This window comes from Aeromonas sp. QDB62 (genome assembly GCF_027705695.1).
GTDB lineage: Bacteria > Pseudomonadota > Gammaproteobacteria > Enterobacterales > Aeromonadaceae > Aeromonas > Aeromonas allosaccharophila.
This window is the reverse complement of the sequence record NZ_JAPDCD010000019.1, coordinates 49,376-76,229: the sequence shown is the minus strand read 5'-3', so window position 1 is coordinate 76,229 and position 26,854 is coordinate 49,376. Positions and strand designations below refer to the sequence as shown.

19 protein-coding genes are annotated in these 26,854 nt (G+C 57.9%); 6 read left to right on the top strand and 13 right to left on the bottom strand.

What is annotated here, in order from left to right:
* The first annotated feature begins 3 nt into the window (after positions 1 to 3).
* A complete protein-coding gene (locus tag OKC27_RS11305) occupies positions 4 to 1,596 on the top strand; it encodes an ABC-F family ATPase (protein ID WP_033137261.1) in 1,593 nt (530 codons plus the stop codon).
* Positions 1,597 to 1,875: 279 nt separating this feature from the next.
* Here the strand turns inward: OKC27_RS11305 and ppiD are convergent, their stop codons facing one another.
* The 6 genes from ppiD to tig form a co-directional block, all read right to left on the bottom strand.
* On the bottom strand, positions 1,876 to 3,789 hold the full coding sequence (gene ppiD, locus OKC27_RS11300) for a peptidylprolyl isomerase (RefSeq protein WP_182939497.1): 1,914 nt from the start codon (positions 3,787 to 3,789) through the stop codon (positions 1,876 to 1,878).
* A 150-nt stretch (positions 3,790 to 3,939) separates the two neighbouring features.
* On the bottom strand, positions 3,940 to 4,212 hold the full coding sequence (hupB, locus tag OKC27_RS11295; RefSeq protein ID WP_005315375.1) for a nucleoid-associated protein HU-beta: 273 nt from the start codon (positions 4,210 to 4,212) through the stop codon (positions 3,940 to 3,942).
* A gap of 240 nt (positions 4,213 to 4,452) precedes the next feature.
* Positions 4,453 to 6,807 carry an endopeptidase La gene (gene lon, locus OKC27_RS11290; protein ID WP_182939496.1) on the bottom strand — a complete coding sequence of 785 codons (2,355 nt, stop codon included), beginning with the start codon at positions 6,805 to 6,807 and terminating at the stop codon, positions 4,453 to 4,455.
* A 141-nt stretch (positions 6,808 to 6,948) separates the two neighbouring features.
* On the bottom strand, positions 6,949 to 8,223 hold the full coding sequence (clpX, locus tag OKC27_RS11285) for an ATP-dependent protease ATP-binding subunit ClpX (protein ID WP_005336977.1): 1,275 nt from the start codon (positions 8,221 to 8,223) through the stop codon (positions 6,949 to 6,951).
* Positions 8,224 to 8,293: 70 nt separating this feature from the next.
* The gene (gene clpP / locus OKC27_RS11280) at positions 8,294 to 8,917 is read right to left on the bottom strand and encodes an ATP-dependent Clp endopeptidase proteolytic subunit ClpP (RefSeq protein WP_042062813.1); all 624 of its coding nucleotides are present in this window, start codon (positions 8,915 to 8,917) and stop codon (positions 8,294 to 8,296) included.
* A gap of 86 nt (positions 8,918 to 9,003) precedes the next feature.
* Positions 9,004 to 10,314 carry a trigger factor gene (tig, locus tag OKC27_RS11275; protein ID WP_270806248.1) on the bottom strand — a complete coding sequence of 437 codons (1,311 nt, stop codon included), beginning with the start codon at positions 10,312 to 10,314 and terminating at the stop codon, positions 9,004 to 9,006.
* Positions 10,315 to 10,755: 441 nt separating this feature from the next.
* Between tig and OKC27_RS11270 the strand changes: the two genes are divergently transcribed.
* A complete protein-coding gene (locus tag OKC27_RS11270; protein WP_042062816.1) occupies positions 10,756 to 11,190 on the top strand; it encodes a YccF domain-containing protein in 435 nt (144 codons plus the stop codon).
* A gap of 92 nt (positions 11,191 to 11,282) precedes the next feature.
* Entirely contained in the window at positions 11,283 to 11,873 is a 591-nt protein-coding gene (gene yfbR / locus OKC27_RS11265; protein ID WP_182939495.1) for a 5'-deoxynucleotidase, read from the top strand.
* Positions 11,874 to 11,961: 88 nt separating this feature from the next.
* Here yfbR and lolE read toward each other — a convergent pair whose 3' ends face one another.
* The 3 genes from lolE to OKC27_RS11250 all read right to left on the bottom strand — a co-directional run bounded on the left by lolE (position 11,962) and on the right by OKC27_RS11250 (position 15,225).
* On the bottom strand, positions 11,962 to 13,203 hold the full coding sequence (lolE, locus tag OKC27_RS11260) for a lipoprotein-releasing ABC transporter permease subunit LolE (protein WP_182939494.1): 1,242 nt from the start codon (positions 13,201 to 13,203) through the stop codon (positions 11,962 to 11,964).
* On the bottom strand, positions 13,203 to 13,901 hold the full coding sequence (gene lolD, locus OKC27_RS11255; protein ID WP_075112992.1) for a lipoprotein-releasing ABC transporter ATP-binding protein LolD: 699 nt from the start codon (positions 13,899 to 13,901) through the stop codon (positions 13,203 to 13,205). Before lolD ends, lolE begins: the two co-directional genes overlap by 1 nt.
* Before the next feature lie 88 nt (positions 13,902 to 13,989).
* Complete coding sequence (locus tag OKC27_RS11250; RefSeq protein ID WP_058051813.1) at positions 13,990 to 15,225, bottom strand: lipoprotein-releasing ABC transporter permease subunit; 1,236 nt, start codon at positions 15,223 to 15,225, stop codon at positions 13,990 to 13,992.
* Between the two features lie 76 nt (positions 15,226 to 15,301).
* Here OKC27_RS11250 and OKC27_RS11245 point away from each other — a divergent pair, with 76 nt between their 5' ends.
* Together OKC27_RS11245 and mfd are read left to right on the top strand one after the other, a co-directional pair.
* On the top strand, positions 15,302 to 15,877 hold the full coding sequence (locus OKC27_RS11245; RefSeq protein WP_042062821.1) for a hypothetical protein: 576 nt from the start codon (positions 15,302 to 15,304) through the stop codon (positions 15,875 to 15,877).
* A 56-nt stretch (positions 15,878 to 15,933) separates the two neighbouring features.
* Positions 15,934 to 19,401, top strand: a complete 3,468-nt coding sequence (mfd, locus tag OKC27_RS11240; RefSeq protein ID WP_182939733.1) for a transcription-repair coupling factor — start codon at positions 15,934 to 15,936, stop codon at positions 19,399 to 19,401.
* A gap of 217 nt (positions 19,402 to 19,618) precedes the next feature.
* Here the strand turns inward: mfd and fbp are convergent, their stop codons facing one another.
* Positions 19,619 to 20,653: a class 1 fructose-bisphosphatase gene (gene fbp / locus OKC27_RS11235; RefSeq protein WP_005336993.1), complete on the bottom strand. Its 1,035-nt coding sequence runs from the start codon at positions 20,651 to 20,653 to the stop codon at positions 19,619 to 19,621.
* A gap of 382 nt (positions 20,654 to 21,035) precedes the next feature.
* On the opposite strand from fbp, the gene OKC27_RS11230 reads away from it, so the two are divergent.
* Complete coding sequence (locus OKC27_RS11230) at positions 21,036 to 22,652, top strand: peptide ABC transporter substrate-binding protein (protein WP_182939493.1); 1,617 nt, start codon at positions 21,036 to 21,038, stop codon at positions 22,650 to 22,652.
* Positions 22,653 to 22,902: 250 nt separating this feature from the next.
* On the opposite strand, the gene OKC27_RS11225 is transcribed toward OKC27_RS11230, so the two are convergent.
* The 3 genes from OKC27_RS11225 to focA all read right to left on the bottom strand — a co-directional run bounded on the left by OKC27_RS11225 (position 22,903) and on the right by focA (position 26,670).
* The gene (locus OKC27_RS11225) at positions 22,903 to 23,337 is read right to left on the bottom strand and encodes a YcgN family cysteine cluster protein (protein WP_075112995.1); all 435 of its coding nucleotides are present in this window, start codon (positions 23,335 to 23,337) and stop codon (positions 22,903 to 22,905) included.
* Positions 23,338 to 23,492: 155 nt separating this feature from the next.
* The gene (gene pflB, locus OKC27_RS11220) at positions 23,493 to 25,775 is read right to left on the bottom strand and encodes a formate C-acetyltransferase (RefSeq protein WP_042062283.1); all 2,283 of its coding nucleotides are present in this window, start codon (positions 25,773 to 25,775) and stop codon (positions 23,493 to 23,495) included.
* A gap of 46 nt (positions 25,776 to 25,821) precedes the next feature.
* A complete protein-coding gene (gene focA / locus OKC27_RS11215) occupies positions 25,822 to 26,670 on the bottom strand; it encodes a formate transporter FocA (protein WP_042062281.1) in 849 nt (282 codons plus the stop codon).
* Positions 26,671 to 26,854: the final 184 nt, after the last annotated feature.

The following is a 26,854-nucleotide window of genomic DNA, read 5'->3' as shown; positions in this document are numbered from 1 at the left end:
ACTATGCTTAGCAGCAATAACATCACCATGCAATTCGGCGCCAAGCCGCTGTTCGAGAACATCAACGTCAAGTTTGGCGGCGGCAACCGCTATGGCCTTATTGGCGCCAACGGCTGTGGCAAGTCCACCTTTATGAAGATCCTCGGCGGCGATCTTGAGCCCAGCGGCGGTAATGTGAGCCTGGACGTCAATGAACGCATCGGTAAGCTGCGCCAGGATCAGTTCGCCTACGAAGATACCCGTGTCCTGGACGTGGTCATGATGGGTCACACCGAGCTGTGGGCGGCCATTGCCGAGCGCGATGCCATCTACGCCAACCTCGAAGCGACCGATGACGACTACATGAAGGCTGCCGAGCTGGAAGGGCTGGTCGCTGAATATGACGGCTACACCGCCGAAGCGCGTGCCGGTCAGTTGCTGCTGGGTGCCGGTATTCCCATCGAACAGCACAACGGCCCGATGAGTGAAGTGGCCCCAGGCTGGAAACTGCGGGTGCTGCTGGCACAGGCGCTGTTCTCCAACCCTGACATCCTGCTGCTGGACGAACCGACCAACAACCTGGATATCAACACCATCCGCTGGCTGGAGCAGGTGCTCAACGATCGTGAAAGTACCATGATCATCATCTCTCACGACCGTCACTTCCTGAACTCTGTCTGTACCCACATGGCGGATCTGGACTACGGCGAGCTGCGCGTCTATCCGGGCAACTACGATGACTACATGCTGGCCGCCACCCAGGCGCGCGAGCGTCTGCTGGCCGACAACGCCAAGAAGAAGGCCCAGATCGCCGATCTGCAATCCTTCGTCTCCCGTTTCAGTGCCAACGCATCCAAGTCCAGCCAGGCCACCTCCCGCCTCAAGCAGATCGACAAGATCAAGATTGAGGAAGTGAAGGTCTCCAGCCGTCAGAACCCCTTCATCCGCTTCGAGCAGGAGAAGAAGCTCTACCGCAACATCCTGGAAATCGAAGGTGTATCCAAAGGCTACGGCGAGGCGCCCCTGTTCAAGGGCCTCAACATGATGCTGGAAGTGGGCGAGAAGGTCGCCATTCTGGGTACCAACGGTATCGGTAAATCGACCCTGATCAAGACCCTGGTCGGAGAGTTGGCGCCGGATACCGGCACCATCAAGTGGTCCGAGAATGCCCAAATCGGCTACTACGCCCAGGATCACGCCGAAGACTTCAACACCGATCTCAATGTGTTTGACTGGATGGCCCAGTGGAAACAGGAGAACGAAGATGAGCAGGCGGTTCGCTCTATCCTCGGTCGTCTGCTGTTCACTCAGGACGATATCAAAAAGCCGGTCAAGGTACTCTCCGGTGGTGAACAGGGCCGCATGCTGTTCGGCAAGCTGATGATGCAGCGCCCCAACATCCTGATCATGGATGAACCGACCAACCACCTGGACATGGAATCTATCGAATCCTTGAACCTGGCCCTCGAGATGTACAAGGGCACCCTGATCTTCGTCTCCCACGACCGTGAGTTCGTCTCCTCCCTGGCGACCCGCATCCTGGAGCTGAGCGAAGACGGTATCCGCGACTTCGGCGGTACCTACGAGGATTATCTGCGCACTCAGGGCGTGGTGTAACCGCTACCCTGCACACGCTAGCAATGACAAACCGGCACCTATGTGCCGGTTTTTTTTATATCCCGTTTTTTATGACGACGGATATGGCGTATGACCCAGGAACGGCCACAGCAAGCCACAGAACAAAGCGGAAACTGTAGAGAGAGAGCAGAGAGCAGAGAGCAGAGAGCAGAGAGCAGAGAGCAGAGAGCAGAGAGCAGAGCTTGAATATCGCCCTCACCCACAGATAAAAAAACGGCTCCATCAAGGAGCCGTTTTCAGTGGATTGCGCGGTGCCGATTACTCGACTGTGGCTTCCACACTGGTGAAGTACTCGATCTTGGCCGCTTTGCGCAGCTCGTCGATCAGAGACTTGTAACTCACCTGAGCTTTGCCCTGACCCAGCTGACCTTGCAGCATGGCGGCCATGCCGGATGCGGCGGCCGGGACGTTAACCTTGTCCAGGGCAACCACCACGCGGTCACCATTGGTCTCGGCAACCAGTGCCACGCTCGGCTTGCCGTCGATCGGATGGGGCAGTGTGAACGCCTGGGCAATCAGGTTCTGATCCAGCTCGCGATCGAAGCGGGCAACCCCTTTGTGGGTCTCCACTTTCAGACCGAGGGCGGTCAGATCGGCAGTGATGCTCTCACCGACCTTCAGCTTGTCCAGCAGGCCCTGCGCCTTGCCACGGGCCACTTCACCGGCCTTATCATGCTTGATGGCGGCAATCACCTGCTCTTTCACTTCAGCCAACGGCTTGACGGCTTTGGGCTGGTGACCGGTGATGTGCAGCACCAGCGCCTTGCCATCCGCCAGCTCGATCACGTCGGAGTTGGTGTTGTCATCGCGCAGCTGCTCGGAGAACGCCACGGAAAGCACCTTGGGATCGTTCAGCGGAGCCGGGGCGCTCGCCTGGGTGAAGAAATCGGAAGATTGTACCTTCATCCCCATGGCGTCAGCGGTCAGGTCCAGCGAGTCCGGGTTCTCGAAGCTGTTGTCAGCCATCTTCTGCTGCTCGGCGAAGAACAGCTCCTTGGCCTTGTCAGCTTGCAGACGCGTGATGGTCTCTTCCTTCACATCGGCAAACGGCTTGGTCTGGGCAGCTTCAACCCCCAGCAGCTTGATGATGTGGAAACCGAACGGGCTCTTCACCACGGTGGAGAGATCACCCGCCTTGTTCAGGGCGAAGGCGGCTTTTTCGAAGGCAGGATCCATCACCCCTTTCTCGAACCAGTCCAGCTCGCCGCCTTTTTTGGCGGAGAAGGTATCGGCAGAGTCAGCCTTGGCCAGCGCAGCGAAATCATCACCCGCCTTGGCTTTGGCCAGCACGGCTTCTGCCTTCTGCTCGGCGGCTTTCTCGTCCTTGCCAAACGGGATCAGGATGTGAGCCACATGACGACGCTCGGCACGCTGGAACAGATCCTGGTGCTGATCGTAGTAATCCTGGGCATCCTGCTCGGTGACCTTGATGTCCTTGGCGAGGTTGGCAGCGTCCAGCAGCAGATAGTCGACCTTGACCTGTTCGTCGTTCATGAAACGGGCGCCATTGGTCTTGTAGTACTGCTCCAGCTCGTTGTCAGAGACCTGAACATCATCCACATAATTGGCGGCGGCCAGACGCACCAGACGCAGATCGCGAGTCTGGTTGTAGAGCTTGTCGAGCTGCTCCGCTTCACCCTTGAGGGAGAATTCGGTGCCCAGCAGGGCGCCCATCAGCTGTTGACGCACCATGTCCTGACGCAGAGAGTCACGGAACATTTCGGGAGTCATACCGGCACGACGGATCAGTTGCAGATAGCGGTCATTGTTGAACTTGCCGTTTTCGGCAAACTCGGGCATCTCCACGATGGCTTGCTTGATCTGCTCGTCGCTGATGCGCAGACCCAGTTCACGGGCCTTGCTGTCCAGCAACGCCTGATCGATCAACCGATCCAGCACGCCACGGCGGAACTGTTTCATGTAATCGGGGTTCGCGGCCAGCTGGCTGAATGCCTCTCCCATCTGGGATTCCATGCGGGCGCGCTCGTTACGGTAGGCATTTTCCAGTGCCGCAGCACTGATCTCGGTGCCATTGACGGTGGCGGGGGCGGTACGGGCCGGGCCGTTCAGGTAGCTACCTACACCAGCCAAGGCAAAGGAGAGGATGATCAGGCCCAAGATAACCTTGGCTACCTTGCCCTGCGCCCCTTCGCGTAGTTTATCCAACATCATGTTTGTACTTATGCTCCCGAACTCGATGGGCGTAAACAATAAAAAGGCGCACCGATTGCGATGCGCCTTGGTCAATCAGTATGAGAGAAGACTCTCTAACTTGTCTGGTCTGCGACCAAGGACGGTAGCCGACAGATATCAGCGCCCGACTTAGTTAACAGCGTCTTTCAGGGCCTTACCGGCTTTGAAGGCAGGAACTTTACCAGCAGCGATTTCGATGGTCGCGCCAGTTTGCGGGTTACGGCCAGAACGGGCAGCACGCTCACGCACAGCGAAAGTGCCGAAACCAACCAGAGCTACCTGGTCACCCTCTTTCAGAGCTTCACCTACAGCATCAATGAAGGCATCCAACGCACGGCCAGCAGCAGCCTTGGAGATATCAGCACCGTCTGCAATCTTGTCAATCAGTTGAGATTTATTCACTCTTATATTCCCCTTTTATCGAACACCGCTGCGGCGCTGATTTCCCTGGCCACAACAAGTGGATGTTTTATAGCAAGCCTCCTGATCAGTTGCAAGTGACAATCTGGCGCAAACCCGCGCCACACAACGTATTGCGACTCATCACGAGTACCCGATCGGTGGTCAAGGCTACTTCCGTTATCGGGCGCATGCAAGCCTTAACCACCCACCGAATGCGCCAAATTTGCGGCGCATCAACATTTACACGACAGAAACGCGTTCAAACCCCTGTGGATTGTCCTGCAACGCCAGTTCCAGCACCTCGTCAATCCAGCGAACCGGATAAATTTCAAGGTCTTGTTTGACGTTTGCCGGGATCTCCTCAAGGTCACGCTCGTTCTCTTTCGGAATAAGCACTCGCTTGATGCCGCCACGATGAGCTGCCAGCAACTTCTCCTTGAGACCACCGATGGGCAGCACTTCGCCGCGCAAGGTGATCTCCCCTGTCATGGCCACATCCGCACGAACCGGATTACCGGTCAAGCTGGAGACCAGGGCGGTACACATGGCGATACCGGCACTCGGACCATCTTTCGGGGTTGCCCCTTCCGGTACGTGCACATGGATATCGCGCTTCTCGTAGAAGTCGGCGTTGATACGCAACTTCTCGGCTCGAGTCCGTACCACCGTCATGGCCGCCTGGATAGACTCCTGCATCACTTCACCGAGCGAACCGGTATAAGTGAGCTTGCCCTTGCCAGGCATGTTGGTGGTCTCGATGGTGAGCAGATCGCCACCCACTTCGGTCCACGCCAAGCCGCATACCTGACCAACCTGGTTCTGGTCGGTGGCCTTGCCGTAATCGAACCGCTGTACCCCGAGGAACTCCTTGAGGTTGGCCTGATTGACCTGAACATGCTTGATGCTCTTGTCCAGCAGGATGCGCTTGACCGCCTTGCGACAAATCTTGGAGATCTCGCGCTCCAGACTCCGTACCCCCGCCTCGCGGGTGTAGTAACGGATCACCCCGACCAACGCTGAATCCTCAATGGTGATCTCGGACTCTTTCAGGCCGTTGCGCTGGATCTGCTTGGCAACCAGATGCTGCTTGGCAATGTTGAGCTTCTCATCTTCGGTGTAACCGGAGAGACGGATCACTTCCATCCGGTCCAACAACGGACCCGGGATGTTCATGGAGTTGGAGGTGGCCACGAACATCACGTCCGACAGGTCATAATCCACTTCCAGGTAGTGATCGTTGAAGCTGTTGTTCTGTTCCGGATCGAGCACTTCCAGCAAGGCAGACGCGGGATCGCCACGCATGTCCGAGCTCATCTTGTCGATCTCGTCGAGCAGGAACAGCGGGTTCTTCACGCCGACTTTCGCCATCTTCTGGATGAGCTTGCCTGGCATGGAACCGATATAGGTACGACGGTGACCGCGGATCTCCGCCTCGTCACGCACCCCACCGAGGGCCATCCGCACATATTTGCGGCCAGTCGCCTTGGCGATGGATTGGCCCAACGAGGTCTTGCCCACACCGGGAGGGCCAACCAGACAGAGGATGGGGCCCTTGAGCTTGTTCACCCGCGCCTGTACCGCCAGATATTCGAGAATGCGATCCTTGACCTTCTCCAGGCCATAGTGATCGGCATCCAGTACCTCTTGCGCCTTGCCCAGATCTTTCTTGACCTTGGAGCGCGCCTTCCACGGCACCTGAACCATCCAGTCCACATAGCTGCGAACTACGGTAGCCTCGGCGGACATGGGCGACATCATTTTCAACTTGGCAAGCTCGGCCTGCGCCTTTTCACGGGCATCTTCCGGCATGCCAGCCTCTTCAATCTTGCGATTGAGCGCTTCAAACTCATCCGGGCTGTCTTCCAGCTCACCCAGCTCTTTCTGAATGGCCTTCATCTGCTCGTTGAGGTAATACTCGCGCTGGCTCTTTTCCATCTGCTTCTTGACGCGCGTGCGGATGCGCTTCTCGACCTGCAGCAGGTCAATCTCCGACTCCATCATCGCCATCAGGAATTCGATGCGCTCGGAGACCGAAACGATCTCCAATACCTTCTGCTTGTCTTCCAGCTTGAGCGGCATATGGGCCGCCATGGTGTCGGCCAGGCGCGCAGCATCGTCGATCGCCGAAATCGAGGTGAGCACCTCGGGCGGGATCTTCTTGTTGAGCTTGATATAGCCTTCAAACTGGCCGATGGCAGAGCGAACCAGGACTTCCTGATCCTTCTCCTCAATGGCTTGGGAGGGGATGTACTGGGCCTCGCAGACAAAGAAATCCTTGTCGTCGATCATCCGCTCCAGGCGGGCGCGCTGCCCCCCCTCTACCAGCACCTTGACGGTGCCGTCCGGCAGCTTGAGCATCTGCAGAATATTGGCCACTGTCCCGACGGTGAAGATCTCCTCCACGGTCGGCTCATCGGTTGACGCATCCTTCTGGGCCACCAGCAGAACTTTCTTGTCCTGCTCCATGGCCGCTTCCAGACAGCGAATGGATTTTTCCCGCCCCACAAAGAGTGGAATGACCATGTGGGGATAAACCACCACGTCACGAAGAGGCAGGACGGGAATCTCGATGCGTTCTGAACGCTCTAGGTTCATATATGTCCTCTCGGCTTGTTATACCGTTGGCAAAGCGCTTGGCTGAGTATATGGGGGCGCAGAGATGAGATTCAATCGCCGAAACCGTAAAAAGCATGAAAGGGGCAAAAAGCCCCTTCCATTTGATTAAAAATCAGACATTTACTCTGATGCAGCAGCCTGGGTCTCGGGATTTTCGTAGATCATCAAGGGCGCGGAGTCCCCTTTGATCACGGTCTCGTCGATCACCACCTTGCTGACCCCTTCCAGAGAAGGCAGGTCATACATGGTATCCAGCAGCACAGCTTCCACAATGGAACGCAGACCACGAGCACCGGTTTTACGCTCCATCGCCTTGCGGGCAATGGCGTTGAGTGCGTCGTCACGGAACTCCAGCTCGACCCCTTCCAGATCAAACAACGCAGCATACTGTTTGGTCAGCGCGTTTTTCGGCTCTTTCAGGATCTGGATGAGAGCAGACTCGTCCAGTTCGGTCAGGGTCGCGACCACAGGCAGACGGCCGATGAACTCGGGGATCAGACCATATTTGATCAGATCTTCCGGCTCCACCTTGGCGAAGGTCTCGCTCAGGGTGGCCTTGGCATCCTTGGATTTCACCTCGGCGCCAAAACCGATACCGGTTCCCTTCACGGAACGCTGCTCGATCACCTTGTCCAGACCGGCAAAGGCACCGCCACAGATGAAGAGGATCTTGGAGGTATCAACCTGCAAGAACTCCTGCTGCGGATGCTTGCGACCACCTTGCGGCGGCACGGAAGCGATGGTCCCTTCGATCAGCTTGAGCAGTGCCTGCTGTACCCCTTCCCCGGAGACATCGCGGGTGATGGAGGGGTTGTCCGACTTGCGGGAGATCTTGTCGATCTCGTCGATATAGACGATGCCACGCTGGGCCTTCTCTACGTCGTAGTCGCACTTTTGCAGCAGCTTCTGGATGATGTTCTCCACGTCCTCGCCCACATAACCGGCTTCGGTCAGGGTGGTCGCATCGGCCATGGTGAACGGCACATCCAGCAGACGAGCCAGGGTCTCGGCCAGCAGGGTCTTGCCGCTACCGGTCGGGCCAATCAGCAGGATGTTGGATTTGCCGAGCTCCACACCACTGTTTTCGCCGCTGTTACGCAGACGCTTGTAGTGGTTGTAAACCGCAACGGCCAACACCTTCTTGGCGTACTCCTGCCCGATCACATAGTCATCGAGATGAGCGCGGATCTGATGAGGGGTCGGCAGCTCGTTACCATCGCGCTTGGGCGAGATCTCGCGGATCTCTTCGCGGATGATGTCGTTGCACAGCTCGACGCACTCATCACATATGTAGACGGAAGGGCCAGCGATCAGCTTGCGCACTTCATGCTGGCTTTTGCCGCAAAAAGAGCAGTAGAGCAGCTTATCACCCTCACCCTTGCGTTTTTCTGTCATTCAGCAACCTCGTTTTATCAATAGAGGATGGATCGGCCTGTTGAGTTTACAACAGACCGGGACACCCTGCTCAGCTACGCTGGCTCAGGACACCGTCTACCAGACCATAGGCCACGGCCTGCTCGGCGGACATGAAGTTGTCACGATCGGTGTCACGCTCGATGGTAGCCATGTCCTGACCGGTATGGAACGCCAGACGCTCGTTCAGGGTATTTTTGATCTTCAGGATCTCCTGGGCGTGGATCTGGATATCAGATGCCTGACCCTGGAAGCCACCCAGCGGCTGGTGGATCATCACGCGAGCGTTCGGCAGGCAGAAACGCTTGCCCTTGGCGCCACCGGCCAGCAGGAAGGCGCCCATGGAGCAGGCCTGACCCATGCAGACGGTGCTGACATCCGGCTTGATGAACTGCATGGTGTCATAGATAGACATGCCCGCAGTCACCGAACCACCCGGTGAGTTGATGTAGATATAGATGTCCTTGTCCGGATTCTCGGACTCGAGGAACAGCAGTTGGGCAACCACCAGATTGGCCATCTGATCTTCAACCTGACCGGTCAGGAAGATCACCCGCTCTTTCAGCAGACGGGAGTAAATATCGTAGGAACGTTCACCCTTGGCAGTCTGCTCTACCACCATCGGGATGAGTGCATTGCGTGGGGATTCGGTTACATCGTTATAGTTTTTATACATAAGGCATTGTCCCTAAAATAAAATGGCCCGAGTGGAGATCACACGAGCCATTATACTTAACAGTCTTGACCTTAAGTCAAATGTTCTTAGGCAGCGGCGCCAGACTTGTTGATCACGTCGTCAAAGGCAACTTCTTTTTCGGTCACTTGCGCTTTGGACAGGATCAGGTCGATGGCTTGATCTTCAACTGCCAGGTTACGAACGCCGTTCAGCATCTGCTCGTTCTTCTGGTAGTACTCGATCACTTCCTTCGGATCTTCGTAGGCAGTCGCCATAGACTCGATGATGCTGGTTACGCGGGCATCGTCAGCCTTGATCTCGTTGGTGCGGATCACGTCGCCCAGCAGCAGGCCAACGCGCACACGACGCTCGGCTTGAGCTTGGAACAGTTCAGCCGGCAGCTCGGGTGCGTTGCCGCCCTGGAAACCACCGAAACGCTGCAGTGCCTGTTGACGCAGGGTATCGATCTCTTGAGCAACAGCGGCCTTCGGCAGGTCGATCATGTTGGCTTCAACCAGACCGTTCAGAACCTGCTCTTTCACGCTGTTTTTCAGGGCTTGAGCCAGTTCGCGCTCCATGTTCTTGCGCACTTCGGCTTTCAGCTCTTCAACAGAACCGCTTTCGATACCGAAACGCTTGACGAACTCTTCGGTCAGCTCAGGCAGGATCTGCTCTTCAACCTTGATCAGCTTGGAAGCGAACTTGGCTTCTTTGCCTTTCAGGTTTTCAGCGTGGTAGTCAGCCGGGAAGGTCACTTCGATGGTGAACTCGTCGCCTGCTTTCTTGCCCATGATGGCGTCTTCGAAGCCCGGGATCATGCGGCCAGCGCCCAGCACCAGGTAGAAGCCTTCAGCTTTGCCGCCGTCGAACTCTTCACCGTCGATGGAACCGACGAAGTCCAGGGTCACACGCATGCCATTGGCAGCGGCAACATCGGCATCAGCCCAGGTAGCGTGCTGCTTGCGCAGGGTGTCGATCATGTTGGCCAGATCTTCATCCTTCACGGTCGCAACCGGCTTCTCGACCTTGATGGTCTCGAGACCCGCAACTTCGAACTCCGGGTACACTTCGAAGGTGGCGGTGAATTCGAAATCCTGACCTTCCTGGATCTCTTTCGGATCCATGGTCGGGGCACCGGCCGGGCTCAGTTTGTTTTCGATGATGGCTTTGATGAAGTTGCTCTGCATCATTTCATCAGCAACGCGGGCGTGAGCCATGGCGCCGAACATCTTCTTGATGATGGCAACCGGAGCCTTGCCAGGACGGAAACCGTCGATGCGACGAGTTTTGGCCAGGCCATTCAATTCTTTACGCACAGCGGCGTCTACGGTAGCGGCCGGTACAGTGATGGTAAGACGGCGTTCCAGACCCTGGGTTGTCTCTACAGAAACTTGCATTCTTCTACCTCGTTCAACTCAGCACTGTGTGCTGACCCTTATTGCCCCTGGGCAAAGCCCGGAGTCTTCCTGTTTATAAAGACAACAATATGTCTTTGTGATGAGAAAATATGACGCGGCATTATAGCGGCGCACTTTGGTCGAGTCGAGCCACACATCCCCCACATTGAGCGGCGTGAAAGCACAATTCGTGCAAAACTGCCCTTTATATGGGGAGAGAGGCACCCGACTTCAACCATCCGGTGACGATAATTTTGCGTTTGTTCACCTTTTTTCAGCCGAATGTCGATTTATTACCCATTTTTCGCCGCAAAACGGGCCTCTGTCGCGGGCGGCGACTTAATTTGTCCAGCCAAATGGCGATTGACCCAATCAACCATTGCGTCCCCTGCCCTCCCTCGTTATGGTGGCAGCCAAATTGATGTATCTGGAGTCACTCACATGGCCTTTTTCCGCTTCTTGTTCAATCTGCTCTGGTTTGTACTGGGAGGTATCTTTATGGGCCTGGCCTGGTGGCTGGCCGGTCTTATCTGCTTTATCTCGCTGGTCGGCATCCCCTGGGGACGCGCCTGCTTCGTGATCGGCACCTTTACCTTCTTCCCGTTTGGCAAGCAGGCGGTCAATCGCAAGACCATGACCGGCCAGAGCGATATCGGCACCGGCACCCTGGGGCTGATTGGCAACATCCTCTGGTTCGTGCTGATCGGCATCTGGCTGGCCATCGGCCACATCGCTTCCGCGCTGGCCTGCTTCGTGACCATTATCGGTATCCCGTTCGGTATTCAGCACCTCAAGCTGGCACTGATCAGCCTGGCCCCCATCGGCCAGATGATTGTGACCAACCACGAGGCGGAATCGGGTCGCTATATCCGCTAACTGCAGGAAATGCGCGGGCAGACGCTGCCTTGCAACGAAAAAAAGGGCAGACTGGGGTCTGCCCTTTTCTATTCTCTTTTGTTGAGGCCATCATGTTACCCAGCCACTTTTTCGCCAATCTCGCCCGCATGAAGCTCATCTACCGCTGGCCCCTGATGCGCAACATCCAGCCCGAAAATATCGCCGAGCACAGCCTGCAGGTCGCTATGGTGGCCCATGCCCTCGGCATCATCAAAAACCGGCTGTTTGGCGGCAGCGTGCATGCCGACCGCGCCGCCGTGATGGCGCTCTATCACGACAGTAGCGAGGTGCTGACCGGCGATCTGCCCACCCCGGTAAAATACTTCAACCCCGAAATTGCCCGCGAGTACAAAAAGATAGAGCTGGCCGCCGAGCAGCGTCTGCTGGCCATGCTGCCACCTGAGCTGGTCGAGGACTTTCGCCCGCTGCTCGATTCGGCAGCCCTGGATGGCGAGCTGGCTCGACTGGTGAAAGATGCCGACACCCTCTGCGCCTATACCAAGTGTCTGGAGGAGATCAACGCGGGCAACCGGGAGTTTGAACCGGCTCGCAAGCGCCTCGAGGCCATGCTGGAAGCGCGGATGAGCGAGGAGATGCGCTACTTTATCGACACTTTTGTGGCCAGCTTCTCCCTGCCACTCGATGAGCTGAACGCCCACTAAGCCAGTCCACATGACCTGAAAACAGCAGGGCCCGCCGGTTTGCACTGGCGGGCCCTTCGTTCTTTATCATCGGATCAGATGCCGCGCATCAGTGACCCAGCTCGCGGGACGGCACCAGACCGCTCGCCCGCCAGGCGGGATAGAGGGTCGCCAGCAGGCTCATCAGAATGGCGGCGCCCGTCACGATGAGCAGATCCTGCATATGCAACTCGGTCGGCAAGAAGTCGATGAAGTAGATATCCGGATTGAGGAAGCGGTGGCCGATGAGCTTTTCAATAACGCCCAGGATCTGGGTCAGCTTGCTGGAGAGCAGCCCACCCAGCAGGGCGCCAAGCAGGGCACCGGCCACGCCGTTGACCATCCCCTGAATGACGAAGGTAAGCCGGATCTGGCCGGGGCTCGCTCCCATGGTCTTCAGGATGGCGATCTCGCTGCGCTTTTCGTTCACCGCCATCACCAGGGTGGAGACGATGTTGAAACAGGCGACGGCCACCACCATCAGCATCACCACATACATGACGGTACGCACCATCTGGATGTCCTGATAGAGGTAACCCTGGCTGTTCATCCAGCTGTGGATATAGACGTGATGGGGGAACTGCTGCGCGGCAGCCACCGTGATGGATTGCGCCTTGAGCACATCGCTCACCCGCAGGCTGAAGCCCTCCACATCGCTGCCCATACCGGTGATGGTCTGGGCATCGGCCAGATGCATAAAGCCGAGCAGACCGTCGAGCTGACCGCCAATTTCCAGCAGTCCCACCACGGTCAGGGCTTCGCGCCGGGGATTCTTGATCCCGGCCTGATCGCCCCCTTGCGGCAGCAGCAGGGCGACCGAGTCCCCCACCTTGACCCCGAGCTTGTCGGCGATGGTCTTACCGAGGATCACCCCATGCTCGCCCGGTTGCAGCTCACGCAGGCCGCGGCCCGTCATGTATTTGCCCGCATCCGACAGATTGGCTTCCAGCTCCGGCAGCACGGCACGCAGCTGCACCCCCTTGAGGGCGGAGCCGTGCTCCAGCAGGCCATTGAGGCGAATGACCGGCGCGGCCGCCTCGACACCCGGCTGGGCCAGCAGGTAGTCGCGCAGACGGGGCCAATCCGGCAGCGGCCGCTCGACGGCGTCCAGCTCACCTTGCGGCACCACGGAGAGCACCCGATCTTTGAGCTCCCGCTCGAAGCCGTTCATGGCGGAGAGGCCCAGGATCAGCGCCATCACCCCGAGGGCGATACCGATCAGGGAAGAGGCAGAGATAAAGGCGATAAACCCGTTGCGACGGCGGGAGCGGCTGTAACGCAGGCCCAGAAAAAGGGGCAGCGGTTTGAACATCAGGCAACCTCCGCCATCACACCGCTCACCAAGGTCACCCGGCGATGGAGCTTGGCCGCCAGGCTCAGATCGTGGGTCACCACCACAAAGGCGGTGCCCAGTTCACGATTCAGTTCACACAGCAGTTCGTAGACAGCTGTGGCACTGGCGTGATCCAGATTGCCGGTGGGTTCGTCCGCCAATACCAGACTCGGTTCGTTGACCAGCGCCCGGGCGATCGCCACCCGCTGGCGTTCGCCACCGGAGAGCTCGGAGGGACGGTGGTTCAAGCGATGGGAGAGCCCTACCCGACCCAACATTCTGGTCGCCTTCTCGGTGGCAACCGCCACCGATTCACCGGCGATCAGCAGCGGCATGGCCGTATTTTCCAGCGCACTGAACTCGGAGAGCAGGTGATGGAACTGGTAGACAAAGCCCAGCTCGCGGTTGCGAAAACGGGCCTGGGTACGGCTGTCCCAATGGTGGATATCCTCCCCCTTGAACAGCACGGCGCCGCTGGAGGGGTTGTCCAGCGCCCCCATCAGATGCAGCAGAGTGGTCTTGCCGGAGCCCGAGCTCCCCACGACCGCCAGCATTTCACCGGGCGCGACACAGAGATCGATCCCCTTGAGCACCTGAGTCTCCAGCTCCCCCTCTTTATAGACATGATTGAGCGCCTGGCAGCGCAGCAGAGGTTCACGGGATACGGCTTCATTCATAACAGGGGCTCCACTTGCCTCGGTAACAACGCTGGCACCCGCAACAACGGGGGCACCAGTCACAACAGAAGATGCATTATTCACGGCATTACTCATAACGCAGCGCCTCAGCCGGTTTCACCCGCGCAGCGCGGGCCGCCGGATAGAGGGTGGCACTGAAGCTCAGCAGCACGGCGCCCAGCAAAATGGTGATGACCTGAGCCGGCTCGACGATGACCGGCAGACCACTGCCACCCGCCGCCATATAGAGGTTGAGCCCCACCGCATTGAGCAGGGGGTTGAGACCCAGGCTGAGCGCAAGGCCCGCCAGTCCGCCAAACAGGGCACCAATCACCCCGCTGGAGGCGCCGAGCACCATGAAGATTTTGACGATCCCCGACTCACTCATGCCCATGGTGCGCAGGATGGCCACTTCGCCCTCCTTGTCCGTCACCACCATCACCAGCGCAGAGAGGATGTTGAAGGTGGCGACGGCGATGATCAGCACCAGCATCAGCCCCATCATCCGTTTCTCCATGGCGACTGCCTGGAACAGCTCGCCCCGCTCGCGGCGCCAATCCTGCCATAACAACCCGTCCGGCAACGGTGTTTTGATCACCTCGTCGGCCGCAAAGGGATCATCGAGCCAGAGGCGAATGCCACCGACGGTTTCTGTCGGCAGGCGCAGCAGCCGCTGGGCATCACCCAGCGCGATCAACGCAATCTGGTTATCCACATCGGCGCCGACCCCGAAGATACCGGAGACGGTAAAGAGGCGCTGGGCCGGTACCCGGCCAAACGGGGTGAAGCGGGTCCCTTCGGTCAGGAGCAGACGAACCTGATCGCCGATGGAGACATTGAGGCGGCGTGCCACCCCCTGCCCCAGCACGATGCGGTAGTGACCGGCCTGCAAGGTATCGAGCCGTCCCCCCAGCATCTGGGAGTGCAGGATGTCATCCTTGGGCCAGTGCGCAGGGTCGATCCCCTGCACGCTCACCCCGGTCAGCTGGCCGGGGCTTTGCAGCATCCCTTCGCTGTCGAGCATGGGGGCCGAGGCGACCACATGGGGGAGTTTGGCCAGATCCGGCAAGCCTTGCGGGTCTGCATCAATGCGGCCAGCCTGATTGGTCACCACCACATGGGGGATCACCCCGAGGATGCGCCCTTTGAGCTGCCCTTCGAAACCGTTCATCACCGAAATGACCACCATCAGGGCGGCAACCCCGATGGCGATGCCAAAGGTAGAGAACAGGGAGATAAATGAGACGAAGCGATTGCTGCGCTTCGAGCCTGCATAACGCAGGCCGATGGCCAGCGAAAGGGGCTGAAAAAGTCCGGTCTTCAAGGATATGTACGTTGCCAACAAAATAAGATACCGGATAATAAAGGGAAACCGTCCATGACAACAAGGGATAGCCTCCATGCAGGAACAGTTCTTCAGCGTCACTCATGCCACGCCGGTCAATGTGATCCCCATGCCGGCCGACTTCCACCTCCCCTCACTGGCGGAGCTGGACGCTGAGCTGCCGGAGCCCTTTCGGATCTCCTCGGCCATTACCTCCATCGATCTGGTGACCACTCGCCTGCTGCGCAACCAGAACGAGTCGATGCACGATCTGATCGAGATCGTCAATCAGCAGTCCCGCAAGATCGACATGATCATGGGCTATGTGCTCTCCGTGCAGGACCATCCGGAGCAGCGCTTCCACACCCTGCGTTTCAGTGCCGGCCAGCTCACCTATCTGCACCCCTATCATGGTCACGGCGATGCGCCGCACCTGCACCAGATAGTGCGCCTCAAGATCTTCCTGCGGGAAGAGGCGGCCGCCATCTACTGCTATGGCCAGGTCAAGCAGCTCGACGGCAGTGAACATGGCACCCATGTGCTGCTCGACTATGTGCGGATCCGCGAAGATGACCGTGAACTGCTGGTACGTGCCAGCCTCCACGTGCAATCCAAACAGCTCAAGCTGCGCGCCCAAGAGCGTCAGCGCTAACCAGAGCGAACGTCAGCGATAGATAACGTCAACGTTAAAAGAATCGAACCATGCCAATGAAACTCCCCGCCTTGCCCGCCAAAGCGGGCCAAAAGATCACGCTCGGCCAGCTGGTCGGCAGCAGCCTCTCGCTGATTGCAGCCCGTCTCACCAGCGAAGCCAGGGGCCCGGTACTGCTTATCACCGCCGATACCCCGAGCGCCCTGCGCCTTGAGCAGGAGCTGCAGTATCTGCTGGCAGACAAGCAGCTGGCCGATCAGTCCGCGCCAGTATTGCTGTTCCCGGATTGGGAGACCCTGCCCTACGACACCTTCTCCCCTCATCAGGACATCATCTCCCAGCGGCTCGAGACCCTCTACAAACTGCCGCAGATGAGCAAGGGGGTGTTGATCGTCCCCATCTCCACCCTGATGTTGCGCTGCGCCCCCCGGGTCTATCTCGACAAATACAGCCTGATGGTGAAGGCCGGTCAGCGCCTCAATCTGCAACAGCTGCGCGGGCGGCTGGCCGAAGCGGGTTACGTTGCGGTGGATCAGGTGCTGGAGCATGGCGAGTTTGCCGCCCGCGGCTCCCTGCTCGATCTCTTCCCGATGGGCAGCAACAGCCCCTATCGCATCGACTTCTTCGATGACGAAGTGGACTCTATCCGCCCGTTCGATCCCGAGACCCAGCGCTCCAGCGAACCGGTCAAGACGGTCAGCCTGCTGCCTGCCCGGGAGTTCCCCACCGATGAGGCGGCCATCGAGCTGTTTCGCGGCCAGTTCCGCGAACAATTCGAACTGTCGCGGGCCGAGGGCTCCGTCTATCAGGAGGTGAGCAAGGGGCGCTGGCCCGCTGGCATCGAATATTATCTGCCGCTCTTCTTCAACCAGACCGCCAGCCTGTTTGACTATCTGCCGGCAGATACTCTGCTGCTCACCGTGGGGGATATCTACCCCGCCGCCCAGCGCTTCTGGAACGACATCGGCCAACGTTATGAAGACCGACGTTGGGACAATACCCGCCCCCTGCTGCCACCGGCGCAGCTCTATTTGCCGGTAGAGCAGCTCTTTGCCGCCCTTGGCAAATATGGTGCCGTACGGCTGCAAGAGGCCGCCACCGCGGGCGATGCCGGTCAGCACGATCTGCCCATCTCGGCGCTGCCCGATCTGCAACTCGATCACAGCAAGGAGCAACCCCTGCTGGCGCTCGACCAGTTCCTGCAAGGCTTTGCCGGGCGCACCCTGTTTGCGGTGGAATCCGAAGGGCGGCGGGAGGTGCTGGGCGATCTGCTGGCGCGTATCTCGCTGCAACCCAAAGAGTTCCCCTCCCTCGATGCCTTTATGGCGAGCCAGGATCGTCACGGCCTGCTGGTCGCACCGCTTGAGCGTGGCTTCCTGTGGCAGGAGGCTGATCAGGATCCATTGGCACTGATCACCGAGACCGAGCTGCTGGGCGGCAAGGTGCGCAGCAAGCGGGCGCGAGAGAAGAGCAAAAACTTAAGCTCCGATGCGGTGATCCGCAACCTCGGCGAGCTGACCCAGGGCCAGCCGGTGGTGCATCTGGATCACGGGGTTGGCCGCTATCTGGGGCTGGAGACCATCGACGCCGGTGGCCTGCCCACCGAGTTCCTCACCCTCGAATATGCCGGCGGCGACAAGCTGTTCGTGCCGGTCACCAGCTTGCACCTTATCAGCCGTTATACCGGATCGGATAACCCGCCCAGCCACAAGCTCGGCGGCGAGGCTTGGGTCAAGGCGCGGCGCAAGGCGGCGGAAAAAGTGCGCGACGTGGCGGCCGAGCTGCTGGATGTCTACGCCATACGTGCCGCCCGCGCTGGCTTTGCCTTCAAGCACGACAAAGAGGCCTATCGCCAGTTTGCCGCCAGCTTCCCGTTCGAGGAGACCGACGATCAGCTCAACGCCATCAATGCAGTGCTGGGGGACATGTGTCAGGCCAAGAGCATGGATCGGCTGGTGTGCGGCGACGTGGGCTTCGGCAAGACCGAAGTGGCGATGCGGGCGGCGTTTGTGGCCGTCCATGGCGGCAAGCAGGTCGCCGTGCTGGTGCCCACCACCCTGCTGGCGCAACAGCACTACGACAACTTCCGCGACCGCTTCGCCAACTGGCCGGTGCGGGTTGAGGTACTGAGTCGCTTCCGTTCCGCCAAAGAGCAAAATGCCGTGATGAAGGAGCTAGCCGAGGGCAAGGTCGACATCATCATCGGCACCCACAAGCTGCTCGGCTCCGAGCTCACCTTCAAGGACTTGGGGCTGCTCATCGTCGATGAGGAGCACAGATTCGGGGTGCGCCAGAAGGAGAAGATCAAGGCACTGCGGGCCGATGTGGATATCCTCACCCTCACCGCCACCCCCATTCCGCGCACCCTCAACATGGCGATGTCCGGCATGCGGGATCTCTCCATCATCGCCACCCCGCCCGCCAAGCGACTCGCCATCAAGACCTTCGTGCGCCAGCACGAACCGGCGGTGGTGCGCGAGGCGGTGCTGCGGGAACTCAAACGCGGTGGTCAGGTCTATTACCTGCACAACGACGTGGAGAGCATCGAAAAATGCGCCGCCGACCTGGCGGAGCTGGTACCCGAGGCACGCATCGGTATCGCCCATGGCCAGATGCGCGAGCGCGATCTTGAGCGGATCATGTCGGACTTCTACCACCAGCGCTTCAACCTGCTGGTCTGCACCACCATCATCGAGACCGGTATCGACGTGCCGAGCGCCAACACCATCATCATGGATCGGGCTGATCATCTCGGTCTGGCCCAGTTGCACCAGCTGCGGGGCCGGGTTGGCCGCTCTCACCATCAGGCCTATGCCTACCTGCTCACCCCCCATCCCAAGCTGATGACCAAGGATGCGGCGAAGCGGCTGGAGGCGATCGCCTCGCTCGAAGATCTCGGCGCCGGTTTTGCGCTGGCGACCCACGATCTGGAGATCCGTGGCGCAGGCGAGCTGCTCGGCGACGATCAGAGCGGCCAGATCGAATCGGTCGGCTTCACCCTCTACATGGAGATGCTGGAGCAGGCGGTCGAGGCGCTGAAAAATGGCAAGGAGCCCTCGCTGGAGCAGCTGATGAGCCAGCACACCGAGGTGGAGCTGCGCCTGCCTGCGCTGCTGCCGGACGACTATATTCCGGACGTCAACATGCGCCTCTCCATGTACAAGCGGATCGCCAGTGCGGCGGACGAGCAGGAGCTGCGCGAGCTGAAAGTGGAGCTGATCGACCGCTTTGGCCTGCTGCCGGAGGCGACCAAAACCCTGCTGGAGCTGGCAGCCTTCCGCCAGCGTGCCACCGCCCTTGGCATTCGCCGGGTGGAGATGAGCGAGCGCGGCGGCTATCTCGACTTCACCCAGGAGACCAAGGTCAATCCGGCCTATCTGGTCAAGCTGCTCTCCAGCCAGCCACGGGTCTACAAGATGGACGGGCCGACCCGGCTGCGTTTCCAGATGCCAACCCAGGATCGCGCCATGCGCCTGAAACTGGTCGATGGCTTGCTGACGGATCTGGCCAACAACAGCCTGTAGGCGGAAAGCGAAACAAAACGGGAGCCACAGTGGCTCCCGTTTTGTTTATGTTGGCTGGTGACGAACGTCTCCCTTCTCCCCTTGTGGGAGAAGGGCCGGGGATGAGGGGGGCAGTGAAAACCATTCCCCTCACCCTGCCCTCTCCCAGAGGGAGAGGGAATCGCACCGGTAAACGTTGGGCTTCGCTGCGCTCAGCACCAACCTACACCTCTGACGATCAACCCTGATTAGCCGGATCCTCGTGGGCGGAGAACTCGCGCATAAAGGCCTCGGCCCGCTCCACCATCTTGGTCGAGCCCACGAAGTAAGGGGTACGCTGGTGCAACGCAGTGGGCTGGATATCCATGATCCGGCCAAAGCCGTCGGAGGCCTTGCCACCGGCCTGCTCCACCAGAAACGCCATCGGGTTGCACTCATAGAGCAGGCGCAGCTTGCCGTTCGGTGAGTTGGTGCCGGACGGATAGATGTAGATGCCGCCCTTGAGCAGGTTACGGTGGAAATCGGAGACCAGCGAGCCGATATAGCGGGAGGTGTAGGGTCTGTGGGTCGCCTCGTCGCGCTCCTGACAATATTTCAGGTACTTCTTCACCCCGTCCGGGAACTTGATGTAGTTACCCTCGTTGATGGAGTAAATCTTGCCCTCTTCCGGAATACGGATGTTCTCGTGGGAGAGGCAGAAGCAACCGATGGAAGGGTCGTAGGTAAAGCCATTGACGCCAAAGCCGGTGGTGTAGACCAACATGGTGGAGGAGCCGTAAACCACATAACCGGCGGCGACCTGACGGTTGCCCGGTTGCAGGAAGTCCTCCAGCGTCACCGGCGAACCCTGCGGGCTCAAACGGCGGTAGATGGAGAAGATGGTCCCGACCGAGACGTTGACGTCGATATTGGAGGAGCCATCGAGCGGGTCGATCAGCACCACATACTTGGAGTTTTTGGAGAGCGGCGAGTCAAAGGCCACGAAGTCCTCTTCCTCTTCCGAGGCCATGCCGCACACCTCGCCGCGCGCTTCCAGTGCCGCCTTGAAGCGTTCGTTGGCGTAGACATCCAGCTTCTGCTGCACCTCGCCCTGTACGTTTTCTGCGCCCATGGAACCGATGATATCCGCCAGTCCCGCCTTGTTGATCTCCCGGTTCACCACCTTGGCAGCAAGGCGGATCGAGCTGAGCAACGAGGTCAGCTCGCCAGTCGCGGTAGGATAATCCGCCTGCTTTTTGACGATGAACTCACCCATGGTGATCATGTTTCGCATTTTTGTTCCTTTAGATCGCATCCGTTGGCGTTGAAAACGTTTGCAGGCATCGGCAAAAAAAATGCCGATCTCCGGCGGCCTTGATTTGTAACCTAATGTAACGTCTGTTTTTTGTTTTTGCAGCGAATTAAGCAGCCTAATAATTAGGCTATTTCAGCTGATTTTATGGTAACTGGCGCCTTTTATACGGTTTCATTCGATAACTTTTGGCCCCTTAATTCGTGGTAATAACCTGCTGCAAGCCACGATCTGACTGGCCTTGCGCCAATAAAAATGGAGTCTGATGGGCCTGCTCATCCTTCAGCCATTGCCTCTTGAGATCCGATCGCCAATCCAGCACACTGATTTCGCTTTGGAAGCAAATAAAACTCAAGGATTATCAATGAACAAGACTCTCATTGCCGGCATGGTAGCCGGACTGTTTGCCCTTCCCGCCTGGGCTGCCCAGGTGCCTGCCGGTACCAAGCTGCTGCCGGATGCCCAACAAATCTACGTGACCAATATCGGCACCGAACCCACTACCATCGACCCCCAGCTGGTGGAAGAGAGTGCCGGCAGCGAGATCGTCAACGATCTGTTTGAAGGGCTCTACGTACTGGATAGCAAAGGCAAGACCCAGCCCGCAGGCGCTGTCAGCTACGAGGTCGACAAGACTGGGACCATCTACACCTTCAAGCTGAGACCCGAGGCCAAATGGTCTAACGGTGAACCGGTAACCGCCGCCGATTATGTCTACGGCTGGCAACGGGCAGCCGATCCCAAGACCGCCTCCAACTACGCCTGGTTTATCGAGTTAACCGGTGTGGTCAATGCTGGCGAGGTGATCCAGGGCAAGAAGAGCCCGTCAGAGCTGGGGATCAAAGCGCTGGATGACTACACCCTGCAGGTGACCCTGAAAAATCCGGTCCCCTTCTTCCTGAAGATGCTGGCCCACTACACCACGTTCCCGACCCCCAAGGCCACCATTGAAAAATTCGGCAAGGAGTGGGTCAAACCGGGCAACATCGTCTCCAACGGCGCGTTCGTGCTCAAGGAGTGGACCCCCAACGAGCGGCTGAGTGCCGAGCGCAATACTCACTACTGGGACAACCAGCACACCGTCCTGAACAAGGTGGTCTATCTGGAGATCGTCTCCGAAACCGCCGCTTACAACCGCTACCGCACCGGCGAGCTGCACTACACCACCTACCCGCTGGAGCAGTACAAGCACATCAAGAGCCAGAGCCCGCAAGATCTGGTCAGCGCCCCCATGCTCGCCACCTATTACTATGTGTTCAATGTGAACCGCAAACCGTTCGATGATCCGAAAGTGCGCAAGGCGCTCTCGCTGGCCCTCGACCGGGAGACCATCACCGACAAGATCCTGGGACAAGGGCAACTGCCCGCCTTCAGCCTGACCCCACCGAGTGTCGATGGTTTTGACCTGAAAAAACCGACCAGTCAGCAGCAGAGCAAAGAGGAGCGGATCAAGCAGGCCAAAGCGCTGTTGGCCGAAGCGGGCTATGGCCCGGACAAACCGCTCAGCGTGGATATCCTCTACAACACCAACGAGAGCCATAAAAAGATCGCGCTGGCTGTCTCCTCCATGTGGAAACACAACCTGGGGGTCACCGCCACCCTCAACAACATGGAGTGGAAAACCATGGTCTCGGCACTCAACGAGGGGGATTTCGGGGTGAGTCGCTACTCCTGGAACGGGGACTATAACGATGCCTCCACCTTCCTCGATATCCTGACCTCCAGCAGCAGCGCCAACAGCGGCAAGTGGTTCAACAAGGAGTACGATGCCCTGCTGGCCAAGGCCCACGACTCGCAGGATGCTGCCGAGCGCAATCAGCTCTACCAGCAGGCAGAAGCATTGATCGAGGCTGACGCCCCTATCGCGCCGCTCTACTTCTACGTCAAATCGCGACTGCTCAAACCGTTCGTCAAGGGTTATCCCTATGAGAGCCCGCAAGACATCGTCTATAGCCGGGACCTCTATCTGGTCGCCCAATAGACACTGACTACACAGACCAGCCAGATTTTGACGCCGCCATTGTTTTAGTTACAGCCGAAGGGGCTGGCTCAAGTCCAGACAATCTGAGTGAGACCACGGATATCTACAACAAGGAAACTCCAGAGCCACCTTCTGAACGACAAAACCCCCGATACAGCGTATCGGGGGTTTTGAGGTACAAAACACAAGCTAAAATGGGTAACCCGATTTCAGCCTCTAGATAAGGCTACATTGCACTTGATAGCTTGGCTCAACTGGCCCAAGTGATTATGTGATCAATCCACTCACCAGCCTGCTCCTCGTGAACCACTTTGCCACGCACGGATTGACCCGCCTGATGCATGGCGGAGCGACTGCCGGTCAGCAGCGGATGCCACTCTGGCAGAGTATCCCCGTCAGCCAGTAAACGATAGGCGCAGGTAGACGGGAGCCAATCATATTCGGCAATCTTGTCGTGAGTGATCTGCAGACAGTCAGGCTCTTTTTTGAAGCGATTAAGATAATCGGAACACTGGCAGGTCTTGGTATTGAGCAGGTTACAAGCCACATTGGTGAAAACCAGCTCATCTGTATCTTCATCAATGAGCTTGTTAAGGCAACATTTGCCGCAACCATCGCAGAGGGATTCCCACTCGGATTCAGTCATCTGCTGCAGACTCTTGGTCTGCCAAAAGGAGGATTGCATCATACCGCTCACTTAATATACCTGATGAAACGCGTGGTTATACCTATTGTTATCCCGAATTTCAAGGTTGGCATTGTCCACGGAGTTCTTTAGCAATAAAACCAGACATAAAAAAACCGGCGCCTTGGCGCCGGTTTTTGCTCACTGCGTCTCGATTACAGAGAAGCGGTGAAGGTACGGGTGATGACGTCTTGCTGTTGCTCTTTGGTCAAAGAGTTGAAGCGAACGGCATAACCGGATACGCGGATGGTCAACTGCGGATATTTCTCCGGGTTTTCCATGGCGTCAAGCAGCATTTCACGGTTCATCACGTTCACGTTCAGGTGCTGACCACCTTCCAGGTTGGACTCGTGATGGAAGTAACCGTCCATCAGGCCAGCCAGGTTGGCTTTCTGGGCTTCCATATCTTTACCCAGCGCGTTCGGCACGATGGAGAAGGTATAGGAGATACCATCTTTAGCGTAAGCGAACGGCAGCTTGGCGACGGAAGTCAGGGAAGCAACTGCCCCCTTCTGGTCACGACCGTGCATCGGGTTGGCACCCGGGCCGAACGGAGCACCTGAACGGCGGCCATCCGGAGTGTTACCGGTCTTCTTGCCATATACCACGTTAGAGGTGATGGTCAGAACAGACTGGGTAGCAACAGCACCACGGTAGGTGTTCAGCTTCTGAATTTTCTTCATGAAGCGCTCAACCAGGTCACAGGCGATGTCATCGACGCGAGCGTCGTTGTTACCGAACTGCGGGTATTCACCGTCGATTTCGAAGTCGATGGCAACGCCATCTTCGTCACGAACCGGCTTGACCTTGGCGTACTTGATAGCAGACAGGGAGTCAGCGGCTACGGACAGACCCGCGATACCACACGCCATGGTGCGATATACGTCACGGTCGTGCAGCGCCATCAGAGAGGCTTCGTAGCTGTACTTGTCGTGCATGTAGTGGATGATGTTCAGCGCAGCAACGTACTGCTTGGCCAGCCAATCCATGAAGCTATCCAGACGAGACATGACATCGTCATAGTCCAGGAACTCGGAGGTCACCTTGTCAGTTTTAGGACCGACCTGGATCTTGAGCTTCTCGTCGATACCGCCGTTGATTGCATACAGCATGGTCTTGGCCAGGTTGGCACGAGCACCGAAGAACTGCATCTGCTTACCAATCACCATCGGGGACACACAGCAAGCGATGGCGTAGTCATCGTTGTTGAAGTCCGGACGCATCAGGTCATCGTTCTCGTACTGAACAGAAGAGGTCTCGATGGATACCTTGGCGCAGTACTTCTTGAAACCGACCGGCAGCTTCTCGGACCACAGGATGGTCAGGTTCGGCTCAGGGGACGGGCCCATGGTGTACAGGGTGTTCAGCATACGGAAGCTGTTCTTGGTGACCAGGGTACGGCCATCAACGCCCATACCGGCCAGGGTCTCGGTCGCCCACATCGGGTCGCCGGAGAACAGTGAATCGTATTCCGGGGTACGCAGGAAGCGAACCATACGCAGCTTCATGACCATGTGGTCCATCAGCTCCTGGGCTTCTTGCTCGGTGATCAGGCCTTTCTTCAGGTCACGCTCGATGTACACGTCCAGGAAGCTGGAGGTACGACCAAAGGACATGGCGGCACCGTTCTGGGACTTGACTGCCGCCAGGTAGGCGAAGTAGGTCCACTGTACGGCTTCTTTGGCGTTCTTGGCCGGTACGGAGATATCGCAACCGTACTTGGCAGCCATCACCTTCATCTGTGCCAGGGCACGGTGCTGCTCGGAGATCTCTTCGCGCAGACGGATGGTGGCTTCCAGGTTGACGCCGTTTTCCAGGTCAGCTTGCAGGGACTTGAACTGGGCCAGTTTGTCGGCCATCAGGAAGTCGATACCGTACAGAGCGACACGACGGTAGTCACCGATGATACGGCCACGGCCGTAGGCATCCGGCAGACCGGTGATAACACCAGACTTGCGGCAGTTCAGGATGTCTTTGGTGTAAACGTCAAACACGCCCTGGTTGTGAGTCTTGCGGTACTCGGTGAAGATCTTCTCGACCATCGGGTCCAGTTGACGACCGTACACTTCGCAAGAAGTTTTAACCATCTTGATACCGCCGTTGGCGATGATGGCGCGCTTCAGCGGCTTGTCAGTCTGCAGACCAACGATCTGCTCCAGGCTCTGATCGATATAACCGGCATCGTGTGCGGTAATGGTGGAGGGCAGGTCAGTATCAAAATCGACCGGCGCATGAGTGCGGTTCTCGATCTTGATGCCTTCCATGACCTTGTCCCACAGCTTGGTGGTTGCTTCGGTCGCGCCAGCCAGGAAGGACTCGTCACCTTCATACGGGGTGTAGTTCTTCTGGATGAAGTCACGGGTGTTGACAGAGGTCTGCCATTCACCGGCCGCGAAGCCTTCCCATGCTTTTTGGAACTGTTCGTTAAGTTCTGCCATTTTTCATTACCTCACACGGTATTGATGTAGTATCCCGAAATCATCCTTAATGATGACGACGGAAGATAAACCAGTAAGTCAGACCAACCATCACGCCACCACCGATGATATTGCCGATGGTAACAGGGATGAGGTTGTGTAGGACGAAGTTGGATACGGTCAGGTCAGCAAAGGTTGCCGGATCCTGGCCGATGGCCTGCCAAAATTCCGGACTAGCCACGCTGTGGATAGCGATACCAACCGGAATCATAAACATGTTTGCGATGCTGTGCTCGAAACCTGCTGCAACGAACATGGCAACCGGCAGCAGCATGACGACTACCTTGTCAGTCGCGCTGCGGGCACCGAAGGCCATCCAGGCAGCAAGACACACCATCAGGTTACAGAGGATACCCAGCGCCACCGCTTCGAAGAAGGTGTGGTGAATTTTGTGTTGGGCCACTTTCAGGGCATTGAGGCCCCACTGACCATCCGCCGCGGTGTATTCCGCCGACATGATGATGAGGCCAACCATCAGCAGACCACCGATCAGGTTACCGAAGTAAACCAGCCCCCAGTTCTTGAGCAGTTGCGCCCAGCTGATGCGATTGGCGGCCTTGGCCACCAGCGTCAGGGTGGTGGAGGTGAACAGCTCGGCACCGAGCAGCACACACAGAATAAGACCGAGGGAGAAACAGAGACCACCAACCAGCTTGGCCATGCCCCAGGACATAGAGCCGGAACCGGTCGTGACTGTGATGTAGAAGATAAACGCGATGGCGATGAACGCGCCTGCGGTGATGGCCAATGGAATGACCTTGTATGCCGGCTTGGTGGCCTTGGCATAGGTGATGTCTTCAGCCAGTGCAGCGATGGCTTCGGGCTTGAGACAATCGAATGGGGATTCAGCTTTCAATTATTTTCTACCTGAATGTTTTGCCTGTTGAAATCATAACAAAGGCCCAAATGGCCAAAATTGACATTGATCAAGTTTATCAGACTGCGAATGTAATTTTACTACAAATATTTTAGTGCAACGGCTGCGCCAGTTTACACCAGGTTTCAGCTGAAACAGAAATGCCACGTTTTTAATACAGTGA